Genomic DNA, 21,068 nt, shown 5'->3' on the forward strand with positions numbered 1-21,068 from the left:
GGTCATCGGAGCAGCAACGCTCCCGCCAGGAGACCGAACCATGATCGACCGTCGTCCCTTCCGCAGCCTCGGTGGCGCCAATCACGGCTGGCTCGACGCCAAGCATCATTTCTCGTTCGCGGGCTATCATGATCCCGCCCGGATGGGCTGGGGCGACATCCGCGTTTGGAACGACGATACGATCGCGCCCGGCACCGGCTTCCCGCCGCATCCGCACGCCGACATGGAGATCATCACCTATGTCCGCGAAGGGGCGATCACCCACCAGGATTCGCTCGGCAACATCGGCCGTACCGAGGCCGGCGACGTGCAGGTGATGAGCGCGGGATCGGGCGTCCGCCACTCCGAATACAACAGGGAGGCCGGCACCACCCGCATCTTCCAGATCTGGATCGAGCCCAAGACGCGGGGTCAGGCGCCGTCGTGGGGCGCCAAGCCCTTCCCGCGGGGCGCGCGTTCGGGGCAGTTCGTGACGCTGGCCAGCGGTTTCGCCGACGATGCCGACGCGCTGCCGATCCGCACCGACGCGCGGATCGTCGCCGCCACGCTCAAGGCGGGCGAGAGCGCCGACTACCCGCTCGGCGCGGATCGCCACGGCTATCTCGTCCCCGCGACCGGCACGATCGAGGTCAACGGCACCCGTCTGGAGGCGCGCGACGGTGCCGCCATCGCCGCGGAGGCCGTGCTCCGCGTCACCGCGATCGAGGATGCCGAGATCGTCCTCGTCGACGCCGCCTGATCCCCCATCCGTACCGCGTATCCTCACAGCTGCAAGGGAGACCCGTCATGCCGTTCATCACCACCGCCGACGCCACCGACATCTTCTACAAGGACTGGGGCGCCAAGGACGCGCCCGTCGTCATGTTCCATCATGGCTGGCCGCTCAGTTCGGACGATTGGGATGCGCAGATGATCGCCTTCGTCCAGAAGGGCTATCGGGTGATCGCCCATGACCGGCGTGGCCACGGCCGCTCGACGCAGAGCGCCGGCGGCCACGACATGGACAGCTATGTCGCCGACGTCGTCGCGCTGACCGACGCGCTCGACCTCAGGGATGCGGTCCATGTCGGCCATTCGACCGGCGGTGGCGAGGTCGCCCGCTATGTCGCCCGCGCCAAGCCCGGCCGGGTCGGCAAGGCGGTGCTGGTGAGCGCGGTCGCGCCGATCATGGTCCGGACCGACGCCAATCCGGACGGCGTGCCGATGGAGGTGTTCGACATGGTGCGCGAGCAGACCGCCACCAACCGCGCGCAATTCTACCATGACTTCACCCTCCCCTTCTTCGGCTACAATCGCGAGGGTGCGGCGGTGAAGGAGGCGGTGCGGCTCAACTGGTGGCGGCAGGGGATGATGGGCTCGGCGCTCGCGCATATGCTCGGCATCAAGGCCTTTTCCGAAACCGACTTCACCGACGACCTCAAGGCGATCGACGTGCCGACGCTGGTGCTGCACGGCGAGGACGATCAGGTCGTGCCCTTTGCCACCACCGGCAAGATGTCCGCCGGACTCATCAAGGGAGCGAAGCTCATCTCCTATCCCGGCCTGCCGCACGGCATGCCGGTGACCCATGCCGAGCGGATCACCACCGACCTGCTCGCCTTCATCCAGGGGTGACCGACGAGGGCGCACGGGGCGGTTGCGCGCCCCGTGCGTTCGCACGACAGGCAGGCATCACAGGCAGGCATCACAGGGAGACGTCGCGATGGGCGACCGGATACTGATCTTCTACGGCTCCTACCGTTCCGACCGGCAGGGCATCGCGCTTGCCGAATGGCTGGTCGGCGCCTTTGCGGCGCGGGGTGCAGCGGCCGAGCTGGTCGACGCCAAGGCGCTCGATCTCCCGATGCTCGACCGCATGTACAAGGAATATCCCGAGGGCGAGGCGCCGCCCGCGCTGGAGACGCTCGCCGCGAAGATCAGCGCGGCCGACGCCTTCGTCTTCGTCGCCGGCGAATATAATTGGAGCGTCCAGCCCGGCCTCAAGAACCTCACCGACCACTTCCTGGAGGAATGGTATTGGCGGCCGGCGGCGATCGTCAGTTACTCGGCCGGGCGGTTCGCCGGCGCGCGCGCCGGGCTCGCCTGGCACGGCATCCTGTCCGAGATGGGCATGGTGGTGGTGTCGAGCACGATCGCGGTCGGCGGGATCGGCCATGCCTTCGACGCGGCGGGCGCGCCGGCGGGCGATGGCGGCGCCGCCCTCAGCCACGCCTTCCCGCGCTTCGCCGACGACCTCGGCTGGTGGACGGAGGCCGCCCGCAGCCAGCGCGAGCGTCGCGCTCCGCCCTATTGATCCGGTGACGGGCGATGCGCGCCGGCCTCGGCGCCGAACGCCGGACCCTGCATCGCGGCCGGGCGGGACGATGACCGGAGCCGTCCTCATCCGGCGCCCGGCCAGCTGACGCCCGCCGGACGGGCGGCATCCGCCGGTCCATCCGGGCGGATCCGGTCTGGACGCGCGCCTCGCATCCGGATGGCGGACCGGGGCAGACCATCGCCGCGAACACCGAGCCGCCGGTCCGGCTTGCGGGCGGATCGTCCCGAACGCCATCGCAACATGCGGTCCCGGACACCGATTGCGGCGGAAAACCGCCAGACACGGCTATCGCATCACGATATATCCGCTATGCTGGATATATGGATAAGGACTTGGCGATCACCGCGCTGGGCGCGCTCGCGCAGGGTACGAGGCTGGACGTGTTCCGGCTGCTGGTGCGGCACGAGCCGGACGGCCTGGCGGCGGGCGATATCGCCCGTCAGTGCGACGTGCCGCAAAACACCATGTCGGCGCATCTCGGCATCCTCGCGCGCGCCGGCATCGTGCGCGCCGAACGGCACGGTCGGTCGATCATCTACCGTGCCGACCTCGACGGTCTGCGCGCGCTGACGCTGTTTCTGGTCAAGGACTGCTGCGCAGGCTCACCCGACGTGTGCGCGCCGCTGCTCGCCGAACTCGCCCCCTGCTGCTGAAAGGACGCCCCGTGGCCGTCGATATCGTCATCTATCACAACCCCGATTGCGGCACGTCGCGCAACACGCTCGGCCTGATCCGCAATGCCGGCATCGAGCCGCACGTGATCGAATATCTGAAAACGCCGCCCTCGCGCGCGCTGCTGGTCGAGCTGATCGACCGCGCCGGCATGACGCCGCGCGCGCTGCTGCGCGAGAAGGGCACACCCTATGCGGAGCTCGGCCTGGGCGACCCGGCGCTGTCCGACGAGGCGCTGGTGGATGCGATGATGGCGCATCCGATCCTCATCAACCGGCCGCTGGTCGTCTCGCCGCTCGGCGTGACGCTGTGCCGGCCGTCCGAAGCGGTGCTCGATCTGCTGCCGCGCGACCAGCTCGGCGCGTTCGCGAAGGAGGACGGCGAGCTTGTGGTGGACGCTTCGGGCCAGCGCCTCGTCTGATGCTGCTGGCCGTCCTGATCTTCGTCGCGACGATCGCGCTCGTCATCTGGCAACCCAAGGGCCTCGGCATCGGGTGGAGCGCGATGGGCGGTGCGATCGTCGCGCTGCTCGCCGGCGTCGTCACCTTGTCCGACGTGCCGGTGGTATGGGGGATCGTCTGGAACGCGACCGCCGCCTTCGTCGCGATCATCGTCATCAGCCTGCTGTTGGACGAAGCCGGATTCTTCGAATGGGCGGCGCTGCATGTCGCCCGCTGGGGCAAGGGGCACGGACGGCGGCTGTTCGTGCTGATCGTGCTGCTCGGCGCGGCGGTGTCGGCGCTGTTCGCCAATGACGGCGCGGCGCTGATCCTGACGCCGATCGTCATCGCCATGCTGCGCGCGCTGGGCTTCCGGGACAGAGCGACGCTGGCGTTCGTCATGGCGGCCGGGTTCGTCGCCGATACCGCCAGCCTGCCGCTGGTCGTCTCGAACCTCGTCAACATCGTATCCGCCGACGTCTTCGGGATCGGGTTTCGCGACTATGCCGCCGTGATGGTGCCGGTCGACCTCGTCTCGATCGCCGCGACGCTGGGCGCGCTGCTGCTGTTCTTCGGGCGCGACATCCCGCAGGATTATGACGTCGGGGCGCTGCGGGCGCCGCGCGAGGCGATCCGCGACGCTGCGACCTTCCGCGCCGGAGGGATCGTCCTCGCGCTGCTGCTCGCCGGCTTCTTCCTGCTCGAACCGCTCGGCGTGCCGGTCAGCGCCGTCGCCGCGGCCGGCGCGATCCTGCTGCTGGCGGTCGCAGGCCGCGGCCATGTCATCCAGACCGGCGCGGTGCTGCGCGGCGCACCCTGGCAGGTCGTGATCTTCTCGCTGGGCATGTATCTCGTCGTCTTCGGCCTGCGCAACGCCGGCCTGACGGATCATCTGGCAGCGCTGCTCGACCGCATCGCGCAGGGCGGCGTGTGGGGCGCGGCGCTGGGAACCGGCGTGATCGCAGCCCTCCTGTCGTCGCTGATGAACAACATGCCGACCGTTCTGGTCGGCGCGCTGTCGATCGACGCGACGCATGCGACCGGGGCGGTCAGGGACGCGATGATCTACGCCAACGTCATCGGGTGCGACCTCGGCCCCAAAGTGACGCCGATCGGCTCGCTCGCGACCCTGCTGTGGCTCCACGTCCTCGGGCAGAAGGGCGTGCGGATCGGCTGGGGCTATTATCTCCGGGTCGGGGTCACGCTCACCGTGCCGGTCCTCCTCGTCACCCTCGCGGCGCTGGCGCTGCGGATCGGACAGGCCTGATACCTGCGCGCGCCGGACCGATATCCCGGCGTCGATCATCCGGCCGTCCCCGAACGGCGCGAAGCGTCGCTATGGTCGGAGGGGCAGCGCTGGTGCAGCCCGAACGCCACCGCCACGGGCCGGTCGCGCCTCGCGACGGCGCGACGATCCTGACGGCCGGGATCGGCGGACCGGAAGGCCGAGGCGACGCCACGGATGTCCGCAGTTGCAATATGGGCCGATCAGTGACTATCTAAGGGCCTTCGACGGACCCGGATCGATTCGGGTGGCTCGGCCCGGCGCCTATCCCCGGGATAACCATAGCGAATTTGGGCCTCGCTTCCGAGCATCGTTGATCGAACGCGTCTGACGGCGTGCGCCCCTCGCTATTGCGATCAGGTTTCTACATGACATTTGCTACTTCGCTGCGACGCGAATGGCTCTCGAACCCGCGCGCGGACGTGCTGGCGGGTATCGTCGTCGCGCTCGCGCTGATCCCGGAGGCCATCGGCTTCTCGATCATTGCCGGCGTCGATCCCAGCGTCGGGCTGTTTGCCTCCTTCTCCATCGCCGTCATCATCTCAGCTGTGGGCGGACGCCCCGGCATGATTTCGGCCGCGACCGCGGCGATCGCCGTTCTCGTCCTGCCGCTGATCCGCGATCACGGCGTCCCGTACCTGTTCGCCGCCACCATCCTGATGGGGCTGATCCAGGGCGTCGCCGGCTTCCTCAAGCTCGACCGGCTGATGCAATATGTGTCGCGCTCGGTCATCACCGGCTTCGTCAATGCGCTCGCGATCCTCATCTTCGTCGCGCAGCTTCCCCAGCTCACCCACGTCGGGTGGGAAACCTATGCGATGGTCGCGGCGGGCCTGGCGATCATCTATCTGTTCCCGCGGCTGACCAAGGCGATCCCGTCGCCGCTGGTCGCGATCGTCATCCTGACGATCGTCTCGATCTTTGCCGGCGTGCACGTCAACACGGTGGGCGACATGGGCAAGCTGCCCTCGTCGCTGCCCGCCTTCGGCATCCCGCAGGTGCCGTTCACGCTGGAAACGCTGCGCATCATCTTCCCCTATGCGCTGACGATGGCGGCGGTGGGCCTGCTGGAATCGATGATGACCGCGCAGATCGTCGATGATCTGACCGACACGCCATCGAACAAGCGCCGCGAGATGAAGGGACAGGGCATCGCCAATGTCCTGACCGGCTTCCTCGGCGGCATGGGTGGCTGCGCGATGATCGGCCAGTCGGTCATCAACGTGAAGTCGGGCGGCTCGACCCGCCTTTCCACCCTCGTCTCGGGCGTGTTCCTGCTGTTCCTGATCGTCGTGCTGGGGCCGCTGGTCGCGCGCATTCCGATGCCGGCGCTGGTCGCGGTGATGATCATGGTGTCGATCGGCACCTTCTCCTGGGGATCGATCAGAACCCTCAGGAGCCATCCGTGGCAATCCTCGGTCGTCATGCTGGTGACGGTGCTGGTCGTCGTCTCGACGCACGATCTGGCGCAGGGCGTGGTCGCGGGCGTGATCCTGTCCGGCCTGTTCTTCGCCGGCAAGGTCAGGCGCCTGTTCGACGTGACGTCCGAGCTCAGCGCGGACGGCCGGACGCGGACCTACCGCGTCTCGGGTCAGGTGTTCTTCGCCTCGTCCGAGCGGTTCGCCGACGCCTTCGACTTCAAGGCGGTGCTGGACACGGTCGTCATCGACCTGACCGCCGCGCATTTCTGGGACATTTCGGCGGTGGGGAGCCTCGACAGGGCGATCCTCAGGTTCCGCCGCGAAGGCACCCATGTCGAGGTCGTCGGCCTCAATCAGGCGAGCGCGACGATGGTCGATCGCTTCGCCGTCCATGACAAGCCCGGCGCCGAAGCGGCGCTCGGCGCCCATTGAGGAGAGGGCTTATGAACCGCATATTGGCCTGTATCGATGCATCCGCCTATGCGACCAGCGTCGTCGATCTGGCGGCCTGGGCCGCGACCCGGCTCGGCGCCGATGTCGAGCTGCTGCACGTCGTCCAGCGCCGGGAGGCCGTCGCATCGCGCAACGATCACAGCGGCGCGATCGGCCTCGGCGTCAAGAGCGAGCTGCTGGAGGAACTGACCCGTATCGAGGAAGCGGCGGGGCGTCTCGCCATCGAGGAAGGGCGCATCCTGCTCGACGCAGGCGGCGCCCGCCTCACGGCACGGGGCATCGCGGTCGCGCCGTTGCACCGGCATGGCGGGATCGTGGAGACGATCGTCGAGCGCGAGGCCGATGCTGCATTGGTCATCATCGGCAAGCGCGGCGCGTCGGGCGCGTTCGCGACCGACCATATCGGCTCCAAGGTCGAACGCGTCGTGCGCGCCAGCGACAGGCCGGTGCTGATCGCCTCGCGCGACGCCGCGGCCCCCGACGCGGTGGTGATCGCCTTCGACGACAGCCCCGCCGCCTGCCGCGCCGTCCGTCATGTCGCGACCTCGCCGCTGTTCCATGGTCTGCCGGTCCATCTCGTCATGGCGGGGCCGGACGACGGCCGACACCGCGACCGGCTCGGCGCAGCCGCAGCCGCGCTGCCCGCCTGTGCCGAAACCGTCCTGCGTGACGGCAAGGTCGATGCGGTGATCGGCGATCATATCGCGGCGCATCCCGGCGCGATGCTGGTGATGGGCGCTTACGGCCATTCGCCGCTGCGCACCCTGATCGTCGGCAGCACGACGACGACGATGATCCGCACCGTCTGCGCGCCGGTGCTGCTGATGCGCTGACATCGCCGGGGACGCAGCACAGCCCGGTGTCGCGCCGAGGCGGATCGACAGCGGCGATCATCGCGGGTGCATCCGCTGCGGCGATGCGCCTCGCCTGCGCCGAGGAGGGCCAGGCCCGAAAGGACGCACCATGCCGACCGGAACGATCAGATATCTCGACCGGGGTGGAGCCTGGGGCTTCATCTCGCGGGACGACAAGCAGCCCAAGGTCTTCGTCCACGTCCGTGCGGCGGAGCGCGCCGGCTTTGCCGGACTGAGGCGCGGCCAGCGCTGGCGCTTCACGCTCGTCGAGCGCCCCAAGGGCGGGTTTGAGGCCGATGATCTGGAAATGCTGGGCGATCAACCGCCTCCGCCCGGACGATGAGCGGCTTGCCAGAGACGAACGGCCGGCGGGATCGTCTGCGCCGTCCCGCAGGGCATGCTCTTGCGGGACTTAAGACGGCTCGCCTCGACGCAGCTGCCAGGACGAGACCGTCGCAGGCCGCTGCGGGGGAGGACGAGGGCGGAAGCGCCGCTCCTGAGGCGCCGTCGGCGCCCCTGCCCCCTCCTCCGTTTTCAGCTGAACCGCGCCATCTGATACTGCTGGGACAATATGGTCCCGGGACGCCCGCACCGACCAAGCAAGTCCCAATGTCTCATTGGCGAGTATCCCCGTCCAAAACGTCCTTCAGCACACGCCGATACCGGCTGACCTATCGAGGCAGGCTTTGCCGTTCAGGACGAGCGTACGGGTCCCGTCGATTGCCGGACGATAAGCTGATGGCCATGGTTCAGACACATCACTGGGGGCCTATCCTGAAGCTGGGCGACGACCATGTCGGCCGCGGCGACCGCCATATCGAACACCGGCTGGCGGACGGTGGTGATCGCCGGCCAGGCGATGCGCGCGACCTCCGAATCGTCGAAGCCGGTGATCGACAGGTCGCCCGGCACGCTCAGCCCCATCTCCAGCGCGGCGGTCAGCGCGCCGACCGCCATGTCGTCGTTCTGCGCGAGGATCGCGGTCGGCCGCTCGGCGCGGGTGAGCAGGGTGCGCGCCGCGGCATGGCCGCTGTCATAGGTGTAGAAGCCGGTCGCGACGCGATCCGGCGCCACCGTGATCCCCGCCGCGGCGAAGGCCTCGGCGAACCCCTGCATCCGCGCCTCGGCCGAGGCGTGGGTGGGATCGCCGGTGATGATCGCGATGTCGCGATGGCCGAGGCCGATGACATGCGCGGCGATCTCGCGCGCGGCGCTGACGTCGTCGATGAGGTTGCTCGGCCCAGCGTCGATCAGGCGGGTCGGGGCGATGCGCGCGAAGCGGATGCTCGCCGCGGTCAGATCGGCCATGATCCGTGCGCTGTCCGACGCGGGCGGCGCGAGCACCACGCCGTCGAGCGCTGCCGAGCGCAACAGGCCGATGACGTCCGCCTCATGCTCCGAAATCGACGCGATCGGGATGACGACGAGCCGGTAATGGTCGTCGCGCAGCCGCTCAAGCACGCCCTTCTGCAGGTCGACGACATAGCTGGGCGAGGGGTTTTCATAGACCAGCCCGATCAGGTGCGAGCGGCGCTGGACCAGTGCGCGCGCGAGCATGTTGGGATGGTAATTGACCGCCGCGGCGGCCTCCCTGACCCGGCGGATGATATCCTCCGTGACGTGCGGCTGGCCGTTGAGCACGCGCGAGACGGTCTTGGTCGACACGCCGGCGTGGCGGGCGACGTCGACGATCGTGGTGCGATGCGGAGCCTGGACCATCCCCCGGTGTACGGATCACCATCGCATCGGTCCACTCTGGTTGCACCGTAAAGGCAATTGACAACGTTAGACAATTTGTATCGAAGTGTCTCTGCCGTCGGGAGAGCGGCATGAGGGGGGACTGGATGGATCGTCGCGGCGTGCCTGGCAGCGGACTGACCGCGGACGCCGAACGCGGCCCGGCATAAGCCCGTGATCCGCCACACCGCCATCGCATGAGCCGCGCCATGGCCTTTGCCATCGCCGGCGACGCCCGACTGACCGCGACGGAGATCGGGACGGAGCGCGCGCCGCTGCTCACGGCCGCCGGGCTGCTCGCCGATCCGGCCGAGCTGGTCGACGTCGCCGCGGCGAGTCGCTTCACCCCGGCCTATGGTCCGGCCGGCGGCTATCCCGGGCTGCGCGTTGCGCTGCCCAACGCCTATATCCAGTCCGTCGTCAACGTATTGGTCGGCCCGATCGGCGAGGCGTTCGGGCTGGGGGCGGTGCGTCCGAGCCGCGCGCAGGGCGCATTCTCTCTGGTGACGCTGGCGCCGGACGCCCTTGCCCCGCCGCAGCGCGCGCCGCATGTCGATTCGGTCGACCCGGCGCAATTCGCCATCCTCCATTATCTGTGCGACGCCCGCGCCGGCGGCACCGCTTTCTACCGCCACAAAGCGACCGGGTTCGAACGGCTCGACGAGTCACGGCTCGCCGCCTATCGCGCCGCCCGCGCGCCTGAGGCCGCGCCGGACGGCTATGTCGACGATGGCGCGCCGTGGTTCGAACGGACGGCGCAGGTCGACGCGGCGTTCAACCGGATGATCGTCTATCGCAGCTGCATCCTCCATTCGGGGACGGTCCCCTCTCCCGCGCAACTGACCGCCGATCCCCGCCGCGGCCGGCTTACCGCCAACATCTTTTTGACTCTGACCCCCGCCTAGCCTGCACGGCAATCGATTTCATCGAATGTTGTTTTGTCGCACATAATAAAGCGACAGCAAGAACCGATGATCCGTATACTTTTATTGCCATTGACAACGTAGGACAGGACAGTAGGTCTTGGCGCCGAGGCAAGCGAGGGCCACCGACGACAGGCGGCTGCTTGACCGTAAGGGGAGGAAGCATGAGGGGATTTTCGCCATTGAGGGCGCTCGTCTGCACGACATCGGTCGGCGCGATCGCATTGTGTCTCGCGACGCCCGCCGCGGCGCAGGTCGTCGGCGGCGGTGACGACAGCAACGCGCCTGCCACCAATGCGCAGCCGGGTTCCGAAGACGCGCCGCGCGCCGCGCAGGACGGCGCCACCACCGCCACCGCGGAAGGATCGAGCGAAGACATCGTCGTCACCGGCATCCGCGCCTCGCTCAACCGCGCGATCGACATCAAGCGCAACTCGAACGGCATCGTCGACGCGATCTCGGCCGAGGATATCGGCAAGTTCCCGGACACCAACCTCGCCGAATCGCTCCAGCGGGTCAGCGGCGTGTCGATCAACCGGGTCAACGGCGAGGGCGCCGAGGTGACCGCGCGCGGCTTCGGCGGCGGCTTCAACCTGGTGACGCTCAACGGCCGGCAGCTGCCCGCGACCAATCTGCAAGGCGTCGGCGGCGACCAGAGCGTCGATTTCGCGACCGCGACCGGCCGTTCGTTCGACTTCGGCAATCTCGCGTCGGAAGGCGTCAGCACGCTCGAGGTCTACAAGACCGGGCGCGCCGCGATCCCGACCGGCGGCATCGGCGCGACGATCAACGTCATCACCCGCAAGCCGCTCGATTCCCGCCAGTCGGGCCTGTCCGGCTCGATCGGTGCCAAGGCGTCCTACGACACCAGCATCGCCAAGGACGAAGACGGCCTGGCCAAGGTCACGCCGGAAGTGTCGGGCCTTTTGAACTGGAAAAATGATAGCGATACCTTCGGTGTCGCGCTGTTCGGCAGCTATCAGAAGCGCAATTCGGCCGCCGCCAGCTCGACGTCGAACGCCTGGAACATCCGCACGATCGACAATCCCGGCGACATCTTCGGCGCCAATACGGTGATCAACAACCGCCCGGCCGCGGGCAGCCTGATCGCCTTCCCGAACGACGCCCGCTACCATTTCTCCGAATCGACCCGCGAGCGGATCAACGCTTCGGGCGTCCTGCAATTCCGCCCGGTCGACAACCTGCTGCTGACCGCCGACGTCCTGTGGGCGCAGAACCGGCAGAACGAGGCGCGGCAGGATCAGACCAACTGGCTCAACCGGCCGTTCGGCACCGTCACCTTCGACAACAGCCCGGTGCCGACCGCGACGGTCATCTCGCAGGCGGTCCCCGATCCCAAGGACACCGGCTACGAGCAGCAGTTCCGCGCCACCAAGGACAAGCTTGAGGAATATGGCCTCAACGCCGCCTGGGACGTCACCGACAAGTTCAAGCTCGTCGCCGACATCCAGCATTCCAAGTCGCAGGCGCTGCCGGACGCGTCGAACGGCGCGAGCTCGACGCTGTTCTCGATGGGCGCGAACGTCGTCAACGGCCAGACGATCGACTGGTCGCGCGGCTTCCCCTCGGTCAGCGAGACGATCAACGACTGCAACGCGCTGTCGAGCAGCGCCGGACCGGGCCGGGTGATCGGCAATTGCAACGGCCAGCTCGATGCCGGCGATCTCGGCACGCAGGTCGCCCGCACCAATTCGGCGCGGCAGATCCAGACGATCAACCAGGCGCAGATCGGCCTCGGCTGGGATCTCGGCGGCGGCAGCAAGGCCGAATTCGGCGGCAGCTACATCGATTCGAAGCTGCGCTCGACCCGCACCCAGACCACCCAGACGCTGGGCGACTGGAGCATCAGCAATCCCGGCGAGGTCGCGGCGCAGGCCGGCGGTCTGCTCAAGACCTTCTGCCTCGTCTGCAAGTTCGATCACTTCAAGCCCGGCGTCACCGGCCCCGGCCTCAACGCCTTCCGTGGCAATGCGGTGGCGCTGAACAACATCTTCTCGCCGCTCTATGCCGCGCGCGGCAATCCCGTCACCGCCGGCTCGGCGAACGACGACCGCATCGAGGAGAAGATCGCCTCCGCCTATGGCCAGCTGACCTGGAAGGGCCAGATCGCCGGCGCGGACGCGACGCTGGTCGTCGGCGCGCGCTACGAGGTCACCAAGGTGCGCGCCTTCTCGCTGGTCAACGGACCCTCCGCGATCGTCTGGACGTCGGACAACGACTTCAACGTGCCGGGATCGTCGGTCGCCTCGCCGCTGACCGGCCGTGGCAGCTATGACAATCTGCTGCCGGCGATCGATTTCCAGATCTCGCCGTTCGAGAACGTCATCACCCGCGTCTCGTTCAGCAAGACGATCGCGCGGCCGTCCTACGGCGACCAGTTCGTCAGCTCGACCGCGGGTGCCGGCAGCCGCGCGACGCTGTTCGGCGGCCAGCCGAACGGAACGACCGGCAATCCCAATCTGCGCCCGCTCGTCTCGGACAATTTCGACGTCTCGGCGGAATGGTATTTCAAGTCGTCGAGCTACCTGTCGGCGGGCTTCTTCGACAAACGGGTGCGCAACTTCGTCGGCACCGGCCTGTCCAACGGCAATCTGTTCGGGCTGCGCGACGCGACCACCGGGGCGGCGGGATCGCGGTCGGGCACGGCGGCCGCCGCGCTCACCCGCCTCGGCCTCGACAAGACCGACATCAACCTGTTCAGCTATACGGCGCGGCTGGTCCAGAACGGCGGCAACGTCGCGCAGACCGATGCCGACATCCGCGCCAACAGCTCGGGCACCTCGGTCAACGGCGGCTATTTCGACCAGCTGTCGCGATCGGTCGACATCACGCCGGATGCCAACGATCCGCTGGCGATCTTCTCGATCGCCTCGCCGATCAACAACCGCGACGCGGAAATCTACGGCGCCGAATTCGCCGGCCAGTATTTCTTCGGCCGGACCGGGATCGGCGTCGCGGCATCGTACACTTTGGTCCGCGGCAACGTCGGCATCGACGTGCTGGCGGCGCCGACCGCGGACCAGTTCGCGCTGCTCGGCCTGTCCGACACCGCCAACGCCTCGCTGATCTACGACAAGAACGGCCTGTCGGCCCGCCTCACCTACAATTGGCGCGACAAGTTCCTGTCCGAGATCGGCCGCGGCGGCACCACCGATCGCAACCCGGTCTTCTTCGCGCCGTACAGCAGCGTCGATGTCAACGTCAGTTGGGACATCAATCAACAGATCGCCGTCTCTCTGGAAGGTATCAACCTGACGAGCGAATCGGTACGCAGCTTCGGCCGCTCGGAGAACCAGACCTTCTTCGCGCAGGAGAACAAGCCGCGACTGTTGCTGGGCGCGCGCTATCGCTTCTAGACTTGGTCTTTTCTACCCCTCCCCTTGGGGCCGCTCTTCCGGAGCGGCCCTTTTTTTCGGAAAGACGCTTGCTGACCCGGACGCGGCAGGATAGGCCGGCGACCGGGACAGGATCACAGACAGACAAAGAGAGATGCTGACGGCGATGAACCGCGTGCTGCTCAACACCATCGATCATGCCGATCTGCGCGTCGCGATCCGCGCCGGGGCGGCGTTCGGCGACGACGTCAACCAAGCGCCGATCTTCCCGTCCGAATTCGAGGAAGCGCAGCGCGCCTTCCCGATCATCTTCCGCGAGGAGGACGGTGCGATCCAGCCTTATGCGCTGCTCGGCCTCGACCGCGACGAGAATCTGTTCCTCGCCGGGGATCGCTGGACGAGCGACTATGTCCCGGTCTTCCAGCGGCGCGGCCCCTTCTCGATCGCGGTCGGCACGACGCAGGCGGGCGACGACGACGGTCCGATGGTGCATCTCGACCTCGCCGATCCGCGCGTCGGCGCGGCGGACGGCCTGCCGCTGTTCAAGGAACATGGCGGCACCGCGCCGCTGCTCGACCATATGACCGAGGTGCTGCGGACGATCTATCAGGGCATGGAGACGGTCGCGGCGATCTGCGCCGCGTGGCGCGACGCGGGACTGCTCCGCCCGATCACCTTGCAGATCGCGCTCGACGACGGCCGGACCTATGAGGTGCCGGACATATTCACCGTCGATCGGCAGGCGCTCGCCGACCTTTCCGGCGAGCCGCTGGAGCGGCTGCACCGGCACGGCCTGCTCGCCGGCGCGATCCTCGCCGCGGCGTCGCTCGGCAACGTCCAGCGGCTGATCGCGCTCAAGGCGCAGCGGGCGGCGCGATGACCACCGCCGCGATCACCGACCGGCGCGTCGCCGAGGTCGCGGCATCGGGCGCGCCGTTCGATCCCGATGCGCTCGTCCGGCACGGCGAGCCGGTGATCGTGCGCGGGCTGGTGCGCGACTGGCCGATCGTCACCGCCGGGCGGCAAAGCGACGCGGCCGCGGCGGACTATCTGCTGTCCTTCTACAGCGGTCAGCCGGGCGTCGGCTACACCGCGCCGGCCGAGGCGGGCGGGCGCTATTTCTACGACGACAGCCTCACCCGCCTCGCCTTCGCCGCGGAGCGTGTCGATCTCGCCGCCTATCTGCGCCGCATGCTCGCCGGGGTGGAGGCGGAGGCGGGCGCGTCCTTCTACGTCGGCTCGACCGACCTCGGCCAGTTCTTCCCGGGCCTCGCCGCGGCCGGCAACGATCTCGCGCTCGACGCGGCGGTGTTCGGCCAGGCGCTGCGCAGCATCTGGATCGGCACGCGCACCATCGCGTCGGCGCATTACGACATGTCGAACAACATCGCCTGCGTCGCGGTCGGCCGGCGCCGGTTCACGCTCTTCCCCCCGGACCAGATCGCCAATCTCTACCCCGGCCCGCTCGAGCCGACGCCGGGCGGACAGGTCGTCTCGCTGGTCGACTTCCGCGCGCCCGATCTCGATCGCTTCCCGGCCTTCGCCGAGGCGCAGCGGCACGCCCGTGTCGCCGAGCTCGAGCCGGGGGACGCGATCGTCTACCCCGCGCTGTGGTGGCACCACGTCGAGGCGCTGTCCGACTTCAACGTCATGATCAATTATTGGTGGAATGCGTCGCCCGCCTTCATGGACTCGCCGATGACGACGATCCTGCACGCGCTGCTCAGCCTGCGCGACCGGCCGCCGGCCGAGAAAGCGTCCTGGGCGGCGATGTTCGACTATTACGTCTTTGGCGATGCCGGCCGCGCCGCGGCACACCTGCCCGCCCCGGCGCAGGGCGCGCTCGCCCCGCTCGACGCGCGCACGGCGCGGCTGCTGCGCGCGCAGCTGCTGCAGCGGATCAACCGATGACCGCGCCGGCGACCCCGCGCCGCATCGTCATCGCGGGCGGCGGCACCGCCGGCTGGCTGGCGGCGGCGATCCTCACCCGTCAACTCGGCCCGTTCGCCGAGATCACGCTGATCGAGTCGGACGAGATCGGCACCGTCGGCGTCGGCGAATCGACCATCCCGACCGTCCGCGCCTTCCATGCGCTGATCGGCGTCGACGAACGCGAGTTCATGGAGGCGACCGGCGCCAGTTTCAAACTGGGCATCTCGTTTGAGAACTGGGCGCGCCACGGCGATCGCTACATCCATTCCTTCGGCGACGTCGGCCAGTCGACATGGATGAGCGATTTCCACCATTTCTGGCTGGAGGCGCAGGCGCGCGGCATCGCCGAACCCTTCGGCGCCTATTGCTACGAACACGAGGCCGCGGCGGCCGACCGCTTCGCCGTCGGCGGCACCCCCGCGCTCAATTATGCCTATCATTTCGACGCGGGTCGCTATGCGCACTTCCTCCGCGGCAAGGCGGAGGCGAACGGCCTGCGCCGGATCGAAGGGCGGATCGACCGGGTCGTCCGCGACGCCGACAGCGGCGACATCGCCACGCTGATCCTCGCCGACGGCACCGCCGTTCCGGGCGATCTCTTCTTCGATTGCACCGGCTTCCGCGCGCTGCTGATCGGCGAGGCGCTCGGCGTCGGGTTCGAGAACTGGGGCGAATGGCTGCCGACCAACCGCGCGCTGGCGATGCAGACCGAGGCGACCGGGCCGGCACCGCCCTATACGCGCGCGATCGCGCACGATGCCGGCTGGCGCTGGAAGATCCCGTTGCAGCATCGCGTCGGCACCGGGCTGGTCTATTGCGCCGACTATCTCAGCGACGATGCCGCCCGCGCCCGTCTGCTGGCGTCCGCCGAGGGCAGGACGCTGATCGAGCCGCGGCTGATCCGCTTCCGCACCGGCCGGCGCAAGGCGGCATGGCAGCACAATTGCATCGCGCTCAGCCTGGCGAGCGGCTTCGTCGAGCCGCTCGAATCGACCAGCATCCACCTGATCATGATCGCATTGACCCGCTTCCTCCAGTTGCTGCCGGCCGGCCGGCCGAGCGCGGCGGCGATCGCGCGCTTCAATGGCCAGGCGGCGCAGGAGATCGAGGGCGTGCGCGACTTCATCATCCTCCATTATCATCTCACCGGCCGCGACGAGCCGTTCTGGCGCGACCGGCGGACGATGGCGATTCCCGACAGTCTTGCCGAGCGCATCGCCCTGTTCCGGGACAGCGCCAATGCCTATCAGGCCGATCACGACCTGTTCCGCGTCGCATCGTGGTTGCAGGTCATGCTAGGCCAGCGCCTCGCAGCCTCGAGCCATCACCCGCTGCTGCGATTGATGCCTTCGAACCAGTTGAACGCCGTGTTGCAGGGTATCCGGCAGCGTATCTCAGCATCGGTCGACGCCCTACCCTCCCACGAAACGTATCTGCAGGACTATCTCCGCAGCAAGGGACCTCCTTCTTCGAGGACGCACCGATAGTTCGTGCGGACATACTTGCGAATCGGGGAGAATGGCTGCCGTGAAGCAAGGGCGCGCGAAGGGCGCGTCATCAGGATTGGCGATTGCCTTGCGATGTCCAACACCTCCCTTCTCGGCAATCATGGGACGACGCTTTTAAAGAAGGATACCGCCGGCACCGCCGGCACCGTGCGTCGTGGAGGGCAACCATCCTCACGTCGGGCACGCTATCGTGCCGAAGCCGCGACGCCTGCCGTCATGAGGGTCTCGAATGCCTCGAGCGTGCACAGGCCACGGACGCCGCGCGCGTTGCAGGTCGCTATCGGTATCACGGCGCGATAGGGCCGTGTCGCACCGTCGAACCTGGTGAGCAGGCGGATCTGATCGAGCGTCTGGGACCGGTAGACCGCACGCACATAGCGGTGCCCCGATCCGTCGACCAACCGCTCGAACACGATCGCGCCGCCCGGCGACGGATCGTCCGCGGCGAGCCCCGGGACCTGCCAGTGCAGGCCCAGCAGACCGGCCAGGCTCGCCACGTTGGTGTCGTGTCCCGAGATCATCGTGATCCCAGGCGCATCCGCCCGTCCATCGCGGAGCGCGTCGCGGATCAGCGGGGCGATGCCGGCCATGTTCGCGGCGGCAACATAGCGCGGGCGCGCGAGCAGCCGGAATTCGACCGCGTGGAGTTCGGACGCCCGGGCGATGTCGGCGGCCGTCGCCCGGCCCCAACCGACATCGCGCATCGGCATGCCCTCGGCATATTCCAGCAGCAGGATCTGCGCGACGGTCGAGGCGCGGTCGAGCGCGCCGGAGAGTTTCGGCCTGCTGCCAGGCTTGACCGGCGCGAGCGCGGACGGTTCACCGGCGACACCGCAGCCGGCGCGCGCCGGTCCGCACAGGATCGTGTCGAGCCGCGACAGTACCGGGCGCAAGCGGCGTTCCTCCCCGGCGATCCCGTCGGGTCCGGCATCCGCGAGGACAGCCCGGCGCGCCGTTTCGGCATCGAAGGCGACCGCGCGTTCGCCGATCGGCGAGAAGATCGGGTCCGCGACATCCTGCGGACGATGCGTGATGTCGACGTCGCAGCCGGGGGCGACTGCGGCGGCCCAGGCGTCGGCGGTCGCGATCGTGCGCTGGTCGCTGTCGGCGACGATGTGCAGCGCCGCGCAGCCGGTGCGCGGCATCACGCCATCGGCGATGAAGCGCGCGCGATCCGCCTCACCCAGACGGCGCAGCGCCTCGGCCCCGTGCGGCGTGAGATAGCCCGGCTTGACCGGCCAGTCCGGCCAAGCCTCGGCCGCCGTTCCCACGGGCATCGGCGGCGCCTTGGTCGGCGAGCGCACGCCGTGGCGCATCAGCATGACGACGCGGTCGACGCGCAGGCCGGTCTGCGCCTCGACGGTCGAACCGGTCCAGGCCAGGAGGATCGCGGCGGCGATATGGAGGATCGATCGCATCGGGAATCCTAGAAGTGGAGCTGCGCGCCCCAGCGGAACGAAACACTATAGCGTTCCCGTTCGACCAGTTGCGCCTTCGTACCGATATAGCGGCGCCATGGCGCATCGGTCAGGTTCGTCGCGCTCGTGAAGAACGTCAATTCCGGCGTCACCTGATAGCTGGCGTTGACGTCGAGCTGGCCATTGGCATCGGTATATTGATCGAGCGCCGCGGTGGATCCCAGCGTGTCGAGATAGGCCGACCGATAGGAAAAGGCCGCCCGCACCGCGACGCCGTATTTCTCGTAGAAGATCTGGGCGGTGCCGACGTGCTTCGATTGCAGGAACAGCGGGATGTCGCCGGTCCGCGGCGCCGCGCCCAGGATCGTGCCGTCGCCCTTGCCCCAGATGCGGGTGTAATTGGCGCTGACGCCGAACCCGTCGAGCGGCGACGGCAGGAACGTGAAGCGGGTCTGGAGATTGACCTCCACCCCGTAGACTTTCGCCTTGTCGATGTTGAGCGCGGTCGATACCGTCGCGTTGGTCAGCGCCTGGCCGGCAAACGTGCCGCTCTGCCCGAGCAGGGACTGGGCGTAGATCGGGTTGTCGAGCGACTTGTAGAAGCCGCCGAGCGAGATCAGCCCCTGGCCCGGCAGATAATATTCCAAAGCGCCGTCAAAATTGAGCGCTTTGTAAGGCTTCAGGTCCGGATTGCCGCGCGCCACCGAATTGGGATTCGTGGTCTGGTCGACCGAGACGAACGGCGCGAGCTGGGCGTAATTGGGGCGACCGATCGACGTCGTTACCGCGCCGCGCAGGACGAGGTCGTCGGTCGCATCATAGCGGGCGTTGAGACCGGGGAAGACGTCCGTATACCGTCTCGAACCGAAGCTGTTGAACCCCGAATCGAGCGCCGATTTCGCGGTGATGAGCTTTGCCGCGCTGCGATCGCGGGTCTGCTCGATGCGTATGCCGGGAACGAGCGTCAGCTTCTCGATCTTGAGCGTCGCCATCGCATAGGCGGCGGCGATCCGCTCCCTGACGTCGTAATCGTTGGCAAGGCTGTTATTGATCGAACCCCCCGTGTTGAGGGTGATCGTGCCCGGATGGGCGGCAAGATAGGCCTGGCCGCGATCGTAATCGATCCGCGGGCCGAAGGCATAGTCGCTGCCGTAGAAGCTCGTGTCACCGACATAGGACACGTCGGCAAGCGTGAACGGTCGTCGCGCGGCCAGGCCATAGGTGACATAGTCGCGATCGTTGGTCTTGTGCCGGTCGAGATATTTCGCGCCGATCTTGATCGACGACCCGTCGCTGCCCCATGCCAGCGGGATCGAATAATCGATCCGCCCCTGCGCCAGCGTCTCGACCGCGAGCCGGTGGTCGTAATTGACGCTGTTGAGGGTGTATGCGGTCTGCGCCACCGCATTGGCCGGCACGAAGACATAGGGTGTGCCGGACACGTCGTAATTGACGGTGAGCGCGGTGCCGCCGGTGCGGAAATTATATTCCGAGCGCAGAGGATCGCGCTTCTGCGCGCGCGCATAGCCGCCGCTGATCGTCACATGCCCCGGCCCGAGATCGATTTCACCGCCGCCCTGCACCGACCTGGTATTGTCCGCCTCTTCGCGTCGCCGCACGCGCACGCTGCCGCGGCCGCGGAACGTACCGGTCGTCGCGGTCTGGTTGGTGAAGGCGGATTCATTGTCGATGATGAACTGGTCGCGCGTCTCATTGTCGTCGAACGCCGAATAGGTACCGCGCAGGAAGACTTTGGTCGTATCGCTCGGCCGCCAGTCGAGATTGAGCACCGCCCCCTTGCGCGTCCGCGTCAAATTATAGTCGCGCAGGCCATATTGATCGGGCACGACGAAGCCATTCGCCGCCACAGGCACACGGTAATTGGTCGAACCCTGGAAATTTTCGGACTCGATCGGCCGTTTCGAATAATTGACCGAAAGGACCGCACCGAACTGACGGTCCGGGCCGAACAGTCCGCCGACCTGGATATCGCCCTCATAGGGATGCCCGTCGTTCAGCTTCGACCAGCCATAGGCGGCACGGGCATCGGCGAAATAGGCCTTGTTGCGATCGAACGCCGACAGCGTGCGGATGTCGACCGAGCCGCCGATCGCATTGGCATCCTGATCCGCGGTCAGCGACTTGGTGACGACCACCGCGCTGATGAGTGCCGAGGGAATGTCATCGAGCTTGACCTGTCGACCCTCGGGCTCGGGCGCCGGGAGCGTCATGCCGTTGAGCGTGACGTTGACCAGATCCGGGTTGATACCACGGATGATGACATAGCGGCCTTCGCCCTGATCGTTGGCGACCGACAGGCCGGGAATGCGGCGCACGGCCTCGGCGACGTTCTGGTCGGGCAGCTTGCCGACATCGTTGGCGTAGATCGCGTCGACGAAATTGTCGGCCTTGCGCTTCTCCTCGATCGCCTTGCGTTCGCCAGCGCGGGTGCCCGTCACGACGATATCGGCGGGCTCCGCCAGATCCGCCCGCTCCGGCATCACGGGCGCGGGCGCAGTCTGTGCGTCGACGGTCGTCACGCAGAGCGCGCTCACCGCGATCCCGGCCGCCAGCGCAGCCATCGAAATTCTGATCACGTCCTGCTTCCCCCCGGCCATGCCGGGGCGGCGCCTAGTGGCTGTAAACGACTCTTGGGCGACAAACCCGTGACGGTTTTATGTCAGGTGGTCGGCGTCCCAGGCTGGACCAACGGCCGATCCCATGGGGTCGGCGTTGCAGAGCGGCTCGGCCG

17 protein-coding genes and 1 other annotated feature are annotated in these 21,068 nt (G+C 67.8%); of the genes, 14 read left to right on the plus strand and 3 right to left on the minus strand.

Annotated elements, in window-relative coordinates; translation table 11 throughout:
* Positions 1-40 precede the first annotated feature (40 nt).
* From PBN85_RS17725 to PBN85_RS17770, 9 genes are all read left to right on the plus strand, one after another.
* Positions 41-739, plus strand: a complete 699-nt coding sequence (locus PBN85_RS17725; RefSeq protein WP_037535072.1) for a pirin family protein — start codon at positions 41-43, stop codon at positions 737-739.
* A 47-nt stretch (positions 740-786) separates the two neighbouring features.
* Positions 787-1,614: an alpha/beta fold hydrolase gene (locus tag PBN85_RS17730; protein WP_271301075.1), complete on the plus strand. Its 828-nt coding sequence runs from the start codon at positions 787-789 to the stop codon at positions 1,612-1,614.
* Positions 1,615-1,702: 88 nt separating this feature from the next.
* The gene (locus tag PBN85_RS17735; protein WP_037535070.1) at positions 1,703-2,293 is read left to right on the plus strand and encodes an NADPH-dependent FMN reductase; all 591 of its coding nucleotides are present in this window, start codon (positions 1,703-1,705) and stop codon (positions 2,291-2,293) included.
* A 344-nt stretch (positions 2,294-2,637) separates the two neighbouring features.
* Positions 2,638-2,970: an ArsR/SmtB family transcription factor gene (locus tag PBN85_RS17740; RefSeq protein WP_271301076.1), complete on the plus strand. Its 333-nt coding sequence runs from the start codon at positions 2,638-2,640 to the stop codon at positions 2,968-2,970.
* A gap of 11 nt (positions 2,971-2,981) precedes the next feature.
* A complete protein-coding gene (arsC, locus tag PBN85_RS17745) occupies positions 2,982-3,410 on the plus strand; it encodes an arsenate reductase (glutaredoxin) (RefSeq protein WP_037535068.1) in 429 nt (142 codons plus the stop codon).
* Positions 3,410-4,696, plus strand: a complete 1,287-nt coding sequence (locus tag PBN85_RS17750; RefSeq protein ID WP_037535067.1) for an arsenic transporter — start codon at positions 3,410-3,412, stop codon at positions 4,694-4,696. Before arsC ends, PBN85_RS17750 begins: the two co-directional genes overlap by 1 nt.
* Positions 4,697-4,940: 244 nt before the next feature.
* Positions 4,941-4,995, plus strand: a sequence feature (sul1 is cis-regulatory element that is thought to sense ions involved in sulfur or methionine metabolism; They are found in Alphaproteobacteria).
* A gap of 87 nt (positions 4,996-5,082) precedes the next feature.
* Positions 5,083-6,567, plus strand: coding sequence for a SulP family inorganic anion transporter (locus PBN85_RS17760; RefSeq protein ID WP_271301077.1), 1,485 nt, complete (start codon positions 5,083-5,085; stop codon positions 6,565-6,567).
* An 11-nt stretch (positions 6,568-6,578) separates the two neighbouring features.
* Positions 6,579-7,421 (plus strand): universal stress protein, encoded by an 843-nt coding sequence (locus PBN85_RS17765; protein ID WP_271301078.1) that lies wholly within the window; start codon positions 6,579-6,581, stop codon positions 7,419-7,421.
* 130 nt (positions 7,422-7,551) lie between these two features.
* Positions 7,552-7,785 carry a cold-shock protein gene (locus PBN85_RS17770; protein ID WP_037535064.1) on the plus strand — a complete coding sequence of 78 codons (234 nt, stop codon included), beginning with the start codon at positions 7,552-7,554 and terminating at the stop codon, positions 7,783-7,785.
* A gap of 350 nt (positions 7,786-8,135) precedes the next feature.
* Here the strand turns inward: PBN85_RS17770 and PBN85_RS17775 are convergent, their stop codons facing one another.
* Positions 8,136-9,161 carry a LacI family DNA-binding transcriptional regulator gene (locus PBN85_RS17775; protein WP_271301079.1) on the minus strand — a complete coding sequence of 342 codons (1,026 nt, stop codon included), beginning with the start codon at positions 9,159-9,161 and terminating at the stop codon, positions 8,136-8,138.
* 215 nt (positions 9,162-9,376) lie between these two features.
* Between PBN85_RS17775 and PBN85_RS17780 the strand changes: the two genes are divergently transcribed.
* The 5 genes from PBN85_RS17780 to PBN85_RS17800 all read left to right on the plus strand — a co-directional run bounded on the left by PBN85_RS17780 (position 9,377) and on the right by PBN85_RS17800 (position 16,877).
* Positions 9,377-10,084, plus strand: a complete 708-nt coding sequence (locus PBN85_RS17780; RefSeq protein ID WP_051583348.1) for a DUF6445 family protein — start codon at positions 9,377-9,379, stop codon at positions 10,082-10,084.
* A 182-nt stretch (positions 10,085-10,266) separates the two neighbouring features.
* The gene (locus PBN85_RS17785) at positions 10,267-13,479 is read left to right on the plus strand and encodes a TonB-dependent receptor (protein WP_271300920.1); all 3,213 of its coding nucleotides are present in this window, start codon (positions 10,267-10,269) and stop codon (positions 13,477-13,479) included.
* 133 nt (positions 13,480-13,612) lie between these two features.
* Positions 13,613-14,338 carry a SapC family protein gene (locus PBN85_RS17790; protein ID WP_037533509.1) on the plus strand — a complete coding sequence of 242 codons (726 nt, stop codon included), beginning with the start codon at positions 13,613-13,615 and terminating at the stop codon, positions 14,336-14,338.
* Complete coding sequence (locus PBN85_RS17795; protein WP_271300921.1) at positions 14,335-15,369, plus strand: cupin-like domain-containing protein; 1,035 nt, start codon at positions 14,335-14,337, stop codon at positions 15,367-15,369. Before PBN85_RS17790 ends, PBN85_RS17795 begins: the two co-directional genes overlap by 4 nt.
* Complete coding sequence (locus PBN85_RS17800) at positions 15,366-16,877, plus strand: tryptophan halogenase family protein (protein ID WP_271300922.1); 1,512 nt, start codon at positions 15,366-15,368, stop codon at positions 16,875-16,877. Before PBN85_RS17795 ends, PBN85_RS17800 begins: the two co-directional genes overlap by 4 nt.
* Before the next feature lie 206 nt (positions 16,878-17,083).
* Here PBN85_RS17800 and PBN85_RS17805 read toward each other — a convergent pair whose 3' ends face one another.
* Together PBN85_RS17805 and PBN85_RS17810 are read right to left on the minus strand one after the other, a co-directional pair.
* Positions 17,084-18,316: a histidine-type phosphatase gene (locus tag PBN85_RS17805; protein ID WP_271300923.1), complete on the minus strand. Its 1,233-nt coding sequence runs from the start codon at positions 18,314-18,316 to the stop codon at positions 17,084-17,086.
* 8 nt (positions 18,317-18,324) lie between these two features.
* Positions 18,325-20,898 (minus strand): TonB-dependent receptor, encoded by a 2,574-nt coding sequence (locus tag PBN85_RS17810; protein WP_271300924.1) that lies wholly within the window; start codon positions 20,896-20,898, stop codon positions 18,325-18,327.
* Positions 20,899-21,068: the final 170 nt, after the last annotated feature.

Origin of the sequence: Sphingomonas sp. CV7422 (assembly GCF_027945725.1) — a bacterium.
Lineage (GTDB): Bacteria > Pseudomonadota > Alphaproteobacteria > Sphingomonadales > Sphingomonadaceae > Sphingomonas > Sphingomonas kyungheensis.

Bases quoted from the DNA above. Each gene is read 5' to 3' on its own strand.
- PBN85_RS17725 (WP_037535072.1), top strand. From the start codon at position 41: ATGATCGACCGTCGTCCCTTCCGCAGCCTCGGTGGCGCCAATCACGGC.
- PBN85_RS17730 (WP_271301075.1), top strand. From the start codon at position 787: ATGCCGTTCATCACCACCGCCGACGCCACCGACATCTTCTACAAGGAC.
- PBN85_RS17735 (WP_037535070.1), top strand. From the start codon at position 1,703: ATGGGCGACCGGATACTGATCTTCTACGGCTCCTACCGTTCCGACCGG.
- PBN85_RS17740 (WP_271301076.1), top strand. From the start codon at position 2,638: ATGGATAAGGACTTGGCGATCACCGCGCTGGGCGCGCTCGCGCAGGGT.
- PBN85_RS17750 (WP_037535067.1), top strand. From the start codon at position 3,410: ATGCTGCTGGCCGTCCTGATCTTCGTCGCGACGATCGCGCTCGTCATC.
- PBN85_RS17760 (WP_271301077.1), top strand. From the start codon at position 5,083: ATGACATTTGCTACTTCGCTGCGACGCGAATGGCTCTCGAACCCGCGC.
- PBN85_RS17765 (WP_271301078.1), top strand. From the start codon at position 6,579: ATGAACCGCATATTGGCCTGTATCGATGCATCCGCCTATGCGACCAGC.
- PBN85_RS17770 (WP_037535064.1), top strand. From the start codon at position 7,552: ATGCCGACCGGAACGATCAGATATCTCGACCGGGGTGGAGCCTGGGGC.
- PBN85_RS17775 (WP_271301079.1), bottom strand. From the start codon at position 9,161: ATGGTCCAGGCTCCGCATCGCACCACGATCGTCGACGTCGCCCGCCAC.
- PBN85_RS17780 (WP_051583348.1), top strand. From the start codon at position 9,377: ATGAGCCGCGCCATGGCCTTTGCCATCGCCGGCGACGCCCGACTGACC.
- PBN85_RS17785 (WP_271300920.1), top strand. From the start codon at position 10,267: ATGAGGGGATTTTCGCCATTGAGGGCGCTCGTCTGCACGACATCGGTC.
- PBN85_RS17790 (WP_037533509.1), top strand. From the start codon at position 13,613: ATGCTGACGGCGATGAACCGCGTGCTGCTCAACACCATCGATCATGCC.
- PBN85_RS17795 (WP_271300921.1), top strand. From the start codon at position 14,335: ATGACCACCGCCGCGATCACCGACCGGCGCGTCGCCGAGGTCGCGGCA.
- PBN85_RS17800 (WP_271300922.1), top strand. From the start codon at position 15,366: ATGACCGCGCCGGCGACCCCGCGCCGCATCGTCATCGCGGGCGGCGGC.
- PBN85_RS17805 (WP_271300923.1), bottom strand. From the start codon at position 18,316: ATGCGATCGATCCTCCATATCGCCGCCGCGATCCTCCTGGCCTGGACC.
- PBN85_RS17810 (WP_271300924.1), bottom strand. From the start codon at position 20,898: ATGGCTGCGCTGGCGGCCGGGATCGCGGTGAGCGCGCTCTGCGTGACG.